This is a genomic window from Candidatus Hydrogenedentota bacterium (assembly GCA_012523015.1).
Classification (GTDB): Bacteria; Hydrogenedentota; Hydrogenedentia; order Hydrogenedentales; family CAITNO01; genus JAAYBJ01.
Genome location: JAAYJI010000070.1, coordinates 1 through 11,546, shown reverse-complemented (window position 1 = coordinate 11,546; position 11,546 = coordinate 1). Strand labels below are relative to the sequence as shown.

The window sequence follows — 11,546 nt, the reverse complement described above, 5'->3', positions numbered from 1 at the left end:
ACCGCCACAAATAAAAGACGAATTCTTTGAAACTAACAACCCTTCATCATCAACATCTCTCATAATTCAGTTCTCCTTGCCCTCTACACTAATTTAAAGAAGGTGACTGTATCAAGGGTGTTGTCAGAGAGGGTCCGCCGCACCTAGGTTCCGCAGCGGACACGAGCGCCAAAGGCCTACCCCCCCCCCGCTGGTTCCTTACTTTCCCTTGCATTCTCGAATTCACGTTGGAACTAGGAAGTGCTTAGACGGCGTAGTCAACCAGAGGGCATCGCTCCGTATCGAAATCCCTTTTCATTTTCACAAGGTGTAAGCCTTATAATGGTATTGGTCAAATAGAAATAACAGTAAGTTGGGACTATGCTTGACCCGCACTTTAGGCTATAGGATTCAAAAACAATGAATAGCACAAATACTGCTCTTGCGCTTCATGGCGGCACGCCGGTTCGTGGCGAAGATAAACAATGGCCGGCCTGGCCCTTATACGATGATGCAGAACGGAATGCACTTCTCGGCGTGCTTGAAAGCGGCAGTTGGCTCTTTGGCGAAACGGTGAAAGCCTTTGAACGTGAATATGCTGACTTTCAGGGGGTGAAGCATTGCATTAGCTGCAACAGCGGTACCGCCGCAGCGGAACTTATTTTGCAGGCTTTGGGCATCGGTCCCGGCGATGAGGTGCTCGTACCGCCTTATACCTTCATTGCCACGGCAAGCGCAGTGCTGCGTGTGGGAGCAACCCCTATATTTGTCGATCTTAACGACCGCTGGTGTATGGATCACAATCTCGTGGAAGCGGCGATTACGGCAAAAACCAAAGCGATTATGCCTGTACATTTCGGCGGGCTTATCGGTGATATGGACGCTTTTAACAGCATTGCGGAGCGTCATGGACTGAAGCTCATTGAAGATGCCTGCCATTGCTGGGGCGGTCGTTGGCAGGGCGCCGGCGCGGGCGGCGTGGGTCATTGCGGTTTCTTCAGTTTCCAGGCTTCTAAAAATATTACGGCGGGCGAGGGCGGTGCGATGGTTACCAATGATGATGAGCTGGCGGAAAGGTTCCGCTCCTTGATGAATTGCGGGCGCGGACCGGCAGGCTCACCTTGGTATCACCATGTCAATGTGGGCACCAACGCCCGTTTAAGCGAATTCCAAGCTGCTATTTTGCGTTGTCAAACGACAAGGCTGGAGGAGCAATTATTTACACGTGCTAGAAATGCGTCGATTTTAGATCAACATCTTAGCGAAATCCCGGGGCTGACGCCGCAGCCCAACAGCAATCGAAACACAAGACGCGCCTATCATTTATACTGTTTCCAAATTGATGCGGAGCAGTTCGGTTGTTCGCGGGAAGCCTTTGTGCGCGCCGCGAATGCAGAAGGATGGCCGGTAACGGCGGGCTATCCCATGCCGCTGTATAAGCAGCCTGTCTTTGAGAATTGGAAAGGCTATGATTACAGCGGCTGTGTGTGTCCCATGACGGAAAACCTCTGCTATAACAGTGGCCTTTGGTTTGCCCATCAATTACTGTTGGGCACGGAGCAGGACATGATGGATATTGTGGCTATTTGTCAAAAACTGAAAGCGAATGCAGACAAGATTGACGTGTAGCGCTCTGCGCAGCCGCGTTTAGAGGCGCATCGTAAACGAGCGCGCCCCATCATAGCAATACAATTGAGGATACGAGATGATGGATGACGGAGTCGGAATCAAAAATATCAATCGTTTACTAAGTTATGCCGTGAAACATAGTGCATCGGATCTGCATATCACCGTGGGCAGTCCTCCGGGGCTGCGCGTGGATGGGGAAATGCGCTTTATCACCGGTGAAAATCTCAATTCTGATGACACGCTTCAATACGCGCGGGAGCTCATGAATGATCATCAGTATGAGGCGTTCTTAAATACCGGCGATATGGATTTGGCCTATGGGGTTCCCGGCGTGGGACGCTTCCGTGTCAATGTGTTTCGCCAGCGTGGCTCGGTGGGCATGGTCATGCGCCACGTGAAAGGCACGATTCTGGACTTCGAATCCTTGAACCTGCCGCCGGTCATGGCGCGTATCGCTGATTTCCCACGGGGACTGGTACTCATCACCGGGACAACGGGCAGCGGGAAATCGACGACACTCGCCTCTATCATTGATTGGATCAACGGACGCAAGCGCTTCCATATTATCACCTTGGAAGACCCCATCGAATATCTCTATACCAACAAAAAAAGTGTCGTGACCCAACGGGAAGTCACCATCGATACCGCCAATTTTCATGTGGGACTCCGTGCTGCTATGCGTGAGGATCCCGACGTTATTTTGATTGGTGAAATGCGTGATGCTGAAACCTTTCAAGCGGCAATTTCCGCTTCTGAAACGGGGCACTTGGTCTTCTCCACCTTGCACACGACCAATGTGATGTTAACCATTGACCGCCTCATGGACATGTTCAAAGCCGATATGCAGGAACAGATACGGTCGCAGGTAGCGCTGCAATTGCGCGCCTGTATTTCTCATCGGCTCCTTCCCGCTGCCAGCGGTAAAGGGCGCATACCCGCCACTGAAATCATGATCAACAATCCCGGTATTTCTCAGTTGATCCGAGAAAACAATATTAAACAGATCCCCAACGCGATCATCGCCGGCACAGAAGACGGCATGCAGACCTTTAACATGAGTCTTGCCGGACTGATCCGCCGAGGGCTGATTAAAGAAGAAGACGGTATGATCGCCTCTGATAATCCGGAAGAGTTGAAGATGAACTTGCAAGGCATCTATTTGAGTCAGAGCCGCGGCGGCATTTTGAAACGCTGATTCAACAGACTATCTATCCGGCGAATCATAGGGTGCCAGGACGGGATGGCGGCGGTGAGAAATCTTCGTGGTTTCCTTGCAGTTTCGCCTTTCAGAGAATAAATGTACAGCCCTAAGAGGCAGAGAATTTCCATGCGCAGTGTTTTACTCCAATTCCTTATGATTGCGTTCTTCCTATCAGGTTGCTTTTCATCAACGCAACGGGAAAGCAATGTGCTCCAAGTAGGCAATGGCGCTGAAGTTCAGGAGCTGGATCCCCACGTCGTTTCCGGTGTAACCGAACACCGCGTGTTGAGTGCTTTGTTTGAAGGGCTCACCGATTGTGACGCCGCAACACTGGCGCCCCTTCCCGCAGCCGCAGATCATTGGACGGCGTCAGAAGATGGCTTGCACTATGTCTTTCATATACGCGACGACGCCAAATGGTCCAATGGCGCCGCTGTTACGGCTGCCGATTTTGTCTATGCCTGGCAACGGATTCTTTCGCCCCGTCTCGTTTCAGAATATGCCTATATGCTGTATTGCTTGAAAAACGCCCGTGCTTACAACGAGGGGATATTGAAAGACTTCGAAGAAGTCGGTGTTCATGCAGAAGGGGAAGAGACGCTGGTTGTACAGCTTGAAAATCCGACGCCCAGCTTTTTGAGTATGCAAAATCATTTTGCGTGGTATCCCGTGTATCGGCCTGCCAGCGAGAAATTCGGCGCCATGGACGAGCGCGGCACAGCGTGGACACGCGCCGAGAATCTCATCTGCAACGGTCCCTTCCTGCTTGCGGAATGGCGGCCCAATGAAATTCTTTCGGTTCGGCGCAATCCTCATTATTGGGACGCACCAAACTTGCGTTTGACAGGCATCGATTTTTTCCCCATTGATAACCTTCAAACGGAGGATCGCGCTTTTCGAAGCCGGCTGATTCATATTACCAGCAGCATTCCCTTGCATCGGGTTGCTTGGTATCAATCCCATCGGCCCGAAGTATTGAATCTGCTCCCTTATTATGGCTCGTATTTTTATCGGCTCAATGTGACCCATCCGCCTTTTGATAATGCGCTGGTGCGCAAAGCTTTTTCGCTTGCCGTGAATCGAGAGGAGATCGTAAATAACGTGCTTAAGGGCGGAGAGCTCGCTGCGACCGCCTATGTGCCGCCCGGAGATCCTCGATACCCCGTACTGGATCTTTTGCACTTTAATCCGGAAGAGGCGAGGCGTCTCCTTGCCGAAGCTGGCTATCCCGATGGACGCGGATTGCCAAGCGTCGAAATCTTGTACAACTCCAGTGAATCTCATCGGACCATCGCAGAAACGGTACAGCGTATGTGGCAGGAACATCTCCATGTAGATGCGCGGCTCCTCAATCAGGATTGGAAAAGCTATTTATCCGCTATGAACACGCTGGATTATGGAGTGGCACGTTCCGCATGGGTGGGGGATGTGGTGGATGCCGTCAATTTCTTGGAATGCTTTCAAAGCGACGTGGGGAACAACCGCACGGGCTGGTCGTCGCCCGCCTATGACGATTTGCTCGCCCGCGCTTATGCGGAAGCCGACGAGGCGACACGGCGGGATTTGCTTCGGCAAGCGGAAGAACTGCTCCTTGAAGCTTCTCCCATTATTCCTCTATATTTCTACTCGTGGAAATTTTTGAAAGCGCCCGAACTCAAAGGACTACAACCCAATATTCTCGGTTATCTGCGGTGGAAAGACTTGTATTTGGATGAAGATGATGAGGACTAGATAAACCATGGCTTTGTATCTGCTCAAACGGATAGGAGAATTCCTTCCCACCCTCTTTGTCATCGTAACCATGACCTTCTTTTTGGTACGTCTTGCGCCCGGCGGCCCCTTCGATTCTGACCGTCGCGTTTCCCCGGAAGTACAGGCGCAGCTTGAAGCACATTATCATATGGACCGTCCGTTGCTGCGACAGTACACCGAGTATCTGACCGGCCTTGTGCGCTTGGATTTCGGCCCATCCTTCAGGAAACCGTCGCGTACGGTACGGCAATGGCTCTTTCTACGCCTGCCCGTTTCCATCGAACTGGGAATCTACGGCTTGTTCTTTGCTATCGTGCTGGGAGCGGCGGCGGGGATCATCGCGTCGCTGCGCCATAATCAATGGGTCGATCATGCCTCCATGAGTATTGCCATGCTCGGCATATGTGTGCCTGCTTTTGTGCTCGGTCCGCTTTTAGTCTTAGTCTTTGGGCTGTGGACCGATTGGCTGCCTGTCATGGGCTGGACTACTGCCGCCCATAAAATACTGCCTTCCATTACGCTGGGCGCCGCTTATGCCGCTTACATTGCGCGCATGACAAGAGGGGGGATGCTCGAGAGTTTGAACCAAGATTTTATACGAACCGCCCGTGCCAAAGGACTTCGTGAATACCAAGTCGTTTTGAGACATGCACTGCGCGCCGGCATTCAACCTGTCGTTGCTTTCCTCGGCCCTGCCGCAGCCGGACTCTTGACCGGTTCATTCGTGGTGGAAACTATCTTCCACGTCCCCGGGCTGGGTAGAGAATTTGTGGAGTCCGCTTTCAATAGAGACTATACGATGATCAGCGGCACCGTATTAGTCTATGCCGTGTTGGTCATGGGATTGAATTTGCTCTCTGATCTCGCCTTGGCTTGGATCGACCCGCGCATCCGTTCCCTTTAAGAAGGCTGCGTTTCGCTTGCAGCCAATTCTGCTTCCAAAGATTCGTGCAGCCCATTGAGCCGTGTTTCCACTTCTAATCGGGTTGATTCCACCGCTTCAGGCGAATCATCCGGCGGCGGCGGAACAGGCGGCGCATAGGCACAAATGATCCGTGAGAAAGGCTTTTGGATGGGGTGTCGGTCCCAAGAACTCAAGCGCCAACAGCGCTCTGCCACAAAGGCATTGGGCACGATGGGCAATTGTGTACGCGCAGCAAGTATAGCGATGCCGGGCTTTGCCACTCGTCGGGGGCCCCGCGGACCATCCAAGGTAAATCCGGTGATGGGTACGGTATTTGCAGCCTCCACTAAGGCAGACAAGGCGTCGTGACCGCCTCGCGATGAGGAACCGCGAGCGGCATGGATGCGCCAATGATGCATGACCCGGGCGGCGAATTCACCGTCGTAACTGAGGCTCGCAAGACCAACATAGCCGCGTCCACGATTGTGACAACATGCCATGACCATACTTTCATGCCAGATGGCAACGAGACAACGACCCTGTTCGTTCAGCGTGTCTTCATACAAATCTCCGCCCCGCATCTCCACTTTACACGAACGAAAAAGCCATTCAGAGGTCTTGGCAAAAAGCCAAGGCAACGTAGCCAACTGTATGCGTTGACCCAAGGAAAAGCGGCGGGGCGTTGGAGACGATGGGGGCGTTGGACTTGTACTGTTCATAGAGATTCCAGGGCGCGGACTAAATGATAAACCAGACGAGTGTAGGGCACGGTGATTCCGAATTTTTCCGCACGCGCCAGCACTTCTCCGCTAATGGCTTCGATTTCAGTCTTTTTATGGTTGCGGATATCCTGAAGCATCGAGGAGATATTATCATCGCTTGCTTCACAGGCCTTTTCCACCAAGCTAGGCATATCGTCGGCAATGGTATAGCTTTCACACTGGGCAACGGAAGCCGCCTCTGTGGCAAGGGCGTGCAAGAGTTGCCGACTTTCTGGAGTTTCGGCTAAAGCGCCGTTTCTGAGGTTGAGGAGTGCGCTCAAGGGATTCATGGCGGCGTTTAGTATAAGCTTGTTCCAAAGGGCTTGTCGGGGGTTTGGGCTAAGGGTTGTGTCAAAGCCGGCTTTTACGAAGAGTTCATAAGCCGGTTCCGCCGCGCAGCCGCTCCAACTTCCGAATACGGTTTTGCCGGGCGCGACGTGACGGATATGACCGGGCGCAAGCCACGTGACCGCTTCGGTCGTTGTTCCTGCCAGTATCCGCGCGGGATCGTAGCGTTCTGCTAAGCGTTCAGCATTGCCTAAACCATTTTGTAAGGTTAAGATGGGAATATCTCCGGGCAAGTCTAAATCATCGGTGCTGTAAGCCTTTGTGAGGATCAAGATAAGACTGGTCGATGGAGGGATCACGGTGCTCACTTGCGGATGGGCGCGCCAGCTCCTTTCTTTTTCCTCGACCAAAATACCTTCACGGGCGAGAAGGTCGGCACGTTCAGGATTGTAATCGATTAGCGCCGTTTGGACGCCCCCGCGAAAAAGACGAGCGGCAAAGAGACTGCCCAATGCTCCGGGACCGATGACCGCTAGTTCTGCCATGGATGAGTGCCCCTTCTTTGAAAGCGCTTGATCATAAGGTCTTGACGAAGGCATCCGAAAAACCGGTTTTTGTGCGCACCGAATTCAGCGCTTTGGCCGCGCTCGCTCGGTCTGCATAGCCGACTACAAGAACATGATATTGTTGGTGGTTATTGGAGGTCAATACGACTACGTGGAGCCCCGTCTTTTTCTTGACATCGGCGCACAGTGTTTCCGCTTTCGTGCTCCGGTCGGAATCGCTGAAGGCGGCAAGCTGAATACCAAACTTCCCGTTCGACGGCGGCGCAGCAGTTTCAACAGCTGCCGCTTTCGGTGCCGGTGCGGGGGCAGGAGCGGGCGCAGGCGTTGGTTCAGGTGCTGCAGGCAGGGCTTGTGTCGGAGCGGGTGCTGCCGCCGCTTGCGGAACCTCGGCTTGTGCGGGCGCTGCGGGCGGGGGAGACGCTGCCGCTAGATCTTGTGCCGGGGCAGGAGGCGGTGTTTCCGATGCAGGCGGGGCCGTGATGAAGTTACCGGGCGTAAACGTGGACGGAGCCGCGCCACCGGTAGGTGAAGCCGCTGTTGTCGGGGCGGCGCTTGTATCTGCGTTTTCCGCGGCAACCCGTGCCGGCCTGTTAGAAGGAAGAGGATCCATAGAAGTCTTTTTCGGAACCATTTTCATGAACATGGTTTTAGGTGTTGTTTCTGCGGGATCAGGGCTGGTTACGGGACCGGTCGATGCTTCTGTTGTGGGAGCTGCTGCTGTCGGTGCCGGGGTTTCTGCGCCATCAGATTGAGGCGCTGCCGTCGCAGTTTCTTCTTGCTGCGCCGGGGTCGTGTCGCTCAGCGCCTCGTCTGTGGCGGGAAGCAGGGGAACAGAATAAGTCTCCGTTGCAGATTCATCGATTTCTTGCTCAGCTTTGGCTAGAGGGATATTTACGCGTTCCCAGGGGTTCATTTTTCCCACAAGTATACCTGCGCCGAAAGTGCCCGCCAGCGCAAGCAAAAGAAGGCAAAAATATATAAAAAGTTGCGTCGTCGTATATTGGGCTGTAACGACTTTTCGTTTTACGGCTTTAACTTGGTAATTATCATTGTGCATGACTATCGACATCCTTTTCTTCAGCGCCGATTTCCACGGATTCATTGACTGCGGCGGCTTCATCCTCGGCTTGCACAGCCACTTCTTCTTGGCCTTCTGCAGGCACTTCTTCTTCTTGCCCCTCCGCCGGTGCTTCTTGTTCTTGTCCTTCTACAGGCGCTTCTTGTTCTTGTCCCTCCGCCGGTGCTTCTTCTTCTTCCGGTGATTCTAAGAGCCGAAGCTTTTCCATGAGTAAGGCACGGGCATCGTCCATCTCCGCATAACTGAAATTCAAATCCCGCGTTTCAATCAGTCGGCTGGTCATTTTGTCTAAAAACAGGGTAACCCTGCTGTTATCGTCTCCATCTTCCGATTCTCGTATTTGGCGAAAGGCTTTTTGACGTTTCAACAGCTGCGCACATAAAAAAGCTTGGGCAATGCCGCTTCGATCCGTGGTAGCGGCGAGATCATAGAAGAGGCGGCGCAGGGGCGAGAAGCTTTCCTGACGTTCCGCTTCCAAGACGGCAGGATCTGTATACTGCGTTTCCCAAGAACAGAGGATATGGCGCTCGTCTTCTATGATACCGACACAACCCAAGCAGCTGTCTTGCCGTTGAAACGCCTGATCATCCTCCACAACAAGGGAGTGAATTTTCTGTTCATGGTTAAAAGCTTGTCCGCAGTGTATACAGATGGCGGCACATTTGCTGATCTTAATATCCATTTGACCCGATTGCTAGTTGTTTTGAAGGTTTCGTTTCTATTGGATTGCATCTTCACCAAAGGAAAGACTGCAACCACTAAATCTTGTGTTTAAAGGTAAATTCTACCCATCTTAACACCATAAATAGTATACATCATTTGGTGATAGCGGGCAAGCTCTATTATCCTTTTTTATTTGAAAGTGATGGTATAGGTACCTGTGTGGGCGTATTCGTTGCGGATCACTATGCGCTGCCTGTCGGGGTGCCACTCCCACGCAGACGGATCAAGGACTTGTTTGTTGAAGGTGACCTCAATGTCAGCGCCATCCTTGTTTCCCGGCGCCGATGCTCTATGATCGCCTGCATGCACACAAAGGAGATGTGCCTTAGGGACGCCGCTGAGCGTGATCTGTGTAGAAGCGCCTTCTTCTTGCACTTCCACCTGTAATTCTCCGCTGTTGTCGCTATGATGCACTGTAAAGTGTGACTTGCCGTGAGGGTAGATGATCAAGCTGAGATAAGGCGCCCAATCTTCATCACCGATTTTAGTATAAGCTCGTGATATGTTCATGGGGATAATCGCGCCGTCGCGGATAAAGACGGGGTATTCTTCAAGGGGAAAGTTGCGGGTGAAAGTAGTCGGCCCTTCAAGAACTTCTGCGTCGTTAAACCAATAACGCCATTGTCCCGGCGGCAGCGTGACGGTGCGGCTGAGGGAGTCTTCATAAATAGGCGCCACCAAAAAATCATCGCCAAACAAATAATGGTATTTCCCTTTGACCGGCTTCATCAGTACGCGCCCGCCGCGGTGTGCCTGAACAACGTAACAATAGATATAGGGGACCAGTTCGGAGCGGAGCCATGAAAACTCACGCACCAATTCCAGTTCCTGGGCGCTTCGTTTCCACATGCGCCGTTCGCCGTGGCCGCCATTCAAAAAGAAGCCGCAAAAGGTAGAGAATTGGGTCCATCGAATGTAGAGGGAAGGAGAGATATCCATGCCCCCGTGGTACCCGGCAATATCCGATCCGGGCAAGCTGTAGCCCAATTTTGCGCTGCGCAGGATGCAGCGCAGGGCACGTTCCAGCCCCCGTTCTTTATAAGACCACGTGTGTGTATTATCGCCGACCCAATTCAGGGTGGACGCATCGACGGGCGCGAAGCCTTCCGGATGAATCCATGGCAGCACGCTGTCAATGGAGCGGCCCATGGTTACAAACTCGGGGTTTTGCGTCAGACCATGCTGCAGTTCATCGCGGTAAAAGTGATCCATGTATCCGCGGGTTGTCATCCATCCGCCAAAAGTCCGTTGGTAAAATGCAGGCACTTTCCCGAACAGGTTCATGGTGAAATAGCTTGCCGTATCATCCAACTTCCACGCGTCCACACCCAGATCAAAGACTTGTTGCTGCATGCTGCGCCACCATGCCATGGCTTCCGGATTCGTGTAGTCGATTAGGCCGCCGCGGCCCTGCCACCATTTGACTTGATGTCCGTCTCCGGCCAAATAGCCTTTTGCTTTGGCTTCGTCATAAAAGGCTTGCGAGTCTTGTACGGGTGTAGAGGTGCTTTCGCTGTTCACCATGCAGGTCATCCACAGGGCGATACGGATACCTTGATCGCGATAGTGTTTGAAGAGTTCTTTGGGATTGGGATATCGGGATTCATCAATGGTGAAATTGTTGTTGATCATGGACCAGGGAGAATCGATTAAGAACGCTCCCACCGGGTAATCATGTTCCAAATAGCCGTCGATCATTTCTCTCATATAGTCAGCAGTCAAGACATCATCTTCCCAAATCCAAGGCTCCAATGCCCATGCCGGGGTAAGCGGCGGATTGACGTGTCGTTGATGATAAAAGAAGATGCCCCAGAGCGGAAAGGCAACATAAACATAAAACAACAGCACTATGAAAAGCAGAAAAGCGGCACTAATCTTCAAAAACGCTTTGAGCCAAGTTGGCATAGGTCTTTCCTTTCGAGGAGGCGTATTCTAAAACATGGATCCTGTCACGAGCACAAAGAACGCAGAAAAATAACGGGGCATGATTAATAGTATAACGTACCACCGATAGGATGACAATAGACAGAGTCTACACTTTCTTTTCTTTGACCTGTAGTAGATTGTAAACTATAGGCTAATGATTGTAACTAGAATTTCTTTAAGGAGGATTGCCGTGAAAGTCAAGGATAGCTATGCCAAACGTCGGGTTTCTTTTGGGATGTATTTCAGCCTCGTTCTATCGGTCTGCATGGTGTTGATGGTGTCGGTGACCGGGGCGGAAGCGGAAACAACGGGTTTTCGCGCAGGTATCGCCCGTGTGGATATTACGCCTGAGTTGCCTGTATCCATGGCCGGCCACTTCCAAGATCGTACGGCAACAGGCGTGCACGATTCCTTATATGCACGCTGCCTAATGCTCGATGACGGAACCACCAAGCTGGCTTTTGTCGTGGCAGATAATTGTCTCATCCAACAACCTGTTTTCGACCTCGCGAAAGCAAAAATCCAATCGGAAATCGGGCTTGCTCCCGAATGCGTGGTCGCTTCAGCAACGCATACCCATACGGGCGTTTCTGTGACCGGCGTTTTTCAAAGTGATCCACAGCCCGGTTATGACCGCCTTCTCGCCGACGGCATCGCGCAAGCCGTCATCGAAGCAAGTAGGAACCTTGAGCCGGCGCAAATTGCCTTTGGCACGGGAGCCGTCCCTGAAGAGGTCTTT

General features: G+C 52.4%; 10 protein-coding genes. 5 read left to right on the top strand and 5 right to left on the bottom strand.

Going from position 1 to position 11,546, the window contains the following annotated elements:
• Positions 1-399: 399 nt before the first annotated feature.
• From GX117_02920 to GX117_02905, 4 genes are all read left to right on the top strand, one after another.
• Positions 400-1,608 carry a DegT/DnrJ/EryC1/StrS family aminotransferase gene (locus GX117_02920; protein ID NLO32298.1) on the top strand — a complete coding sequence of 403 codons (1,209 nt, stop codon included), beginning with the start codon at positions 400-402 and terminating at the stop codon, positions 1,606-1,608.
• 79 nt (positions 1,609-1,687) lie between these two features.
• Positions 1,688-2,803 carry a type IV pilus twitching motility protein PilT gene (locus GX117_02915; GenBank protein ID NLO32297.1) on the top strand — a complete coding sequence of 372 codons (1,116 nt, stop codon included), beginning with the start codon at positions 1,688-1,690 and terminating at the stop codon, positions 2,801-2,803.
• Between the two features lie 132 nt (positions 2,804-2,935).
• The gene (locus GX117_02910) at positions 2,936-4,540 is read left to right on the top strand and encodes a peptide ABC transporter substrate-binding protein (GenBank protein ID NLO32296.1); all 1,605 of its coding nucleotides are present in this window, start codon (positions 2,936-2,938) and stop codon (positions 4,538-4,540) included.
• Positions 4,541-4,547: 7 nt separating this feature from the next.
• Positions 4,548-5,465, top strand: a complete 918-nt coding sequence (locus GX117_02905; protein NLO32295.1) for an ABC transporter permease — start codon at positions 4,548-4,550, stop codon at positions 5,463-5,465.
• Here the strand turns inward: GX117_02905 and GX117_02900 are convergent.
• The 5 genes from GX117_02900 to GX117_02880 form a co-directional block, all read right to left on the bottom strand.
• Positions 5,462-6,184 (bottom strand): lysophospholipid acyltransferase family protein, encoded by a 723-nt coding sequence (locus tag GX117_02900; GenBank protein ID NLO32294.1) that lies wholly within the window; start codon positions 6,182-6,184, stop codon positions 5,462-5,464. The genes GX117_02905 and GX117_02900 overlap by 4 nt on opposite strands.
• Positions 6,181-7,059 carry a 2-dehydropantoate 2-reductase gene (locus tag GX117_02895; GenBank protein ID NLO32293.1) on the bottom strand — a complete coding sequence of 293 codons (879 nt, stop codon included), beginning with the start codon at positions 7,057-7,059 and terminating at the stop codon, positions 6,181-6,183. The genes GX117_02900 and GX117_02895 overlap by 4 nt, the downstream gene beginning before the upstream one ends.
• Positions 7,060-7,090: 31 nt before the next feature.
• Positions 7,091-8,137 (bottom strand): hypothetical protein, encoded by a 1,047-nt coding sequence (locus GX117_02890; GenBank protein NLO32292.1) that lies wholly within the window; start codon positions 8,135-8,137, stop codon positions 7,091-7,093.
• Positions 8,127-8,840, bottom strand: a complete 714-nt coding sequence (locus GX117_02885; protein NLO32291.1) for a hypothetical protein — start codon at positions 8,838-8,840, stop codon at positions 8,127-8,129. The genes GX117_02890 and GX117_02885 overlap by 11 nt, the downstream gene beginning before the upstream one ends.
• A gap of 170 nt (positions 8,841-9,010) precedes the next feature.
• Positions 9,011-10,786: a glycoside hydrolase family 31 protein gene (locus tag GX117_02880; protein ID NLO32290.1), complete on the bottom strand. Its 1,776-nt coding sequence runs from the start codon at positions 10,784-10,786 to the stop codon at positions 9,011-9,013.
• A gap of 211 nt (positions 10,787-10,997) precedes the next feature.
• Here GX117_02880 and GX117_02875 point away from each other — a divergent pair.
• A partial coding sequence (locus GX117_02875) for a hypothetical protein (GenBank protein ID NLO32289.1) occupies positions 10,998-11,546 on the top strand: 549 nt, incomplete at its 3' end.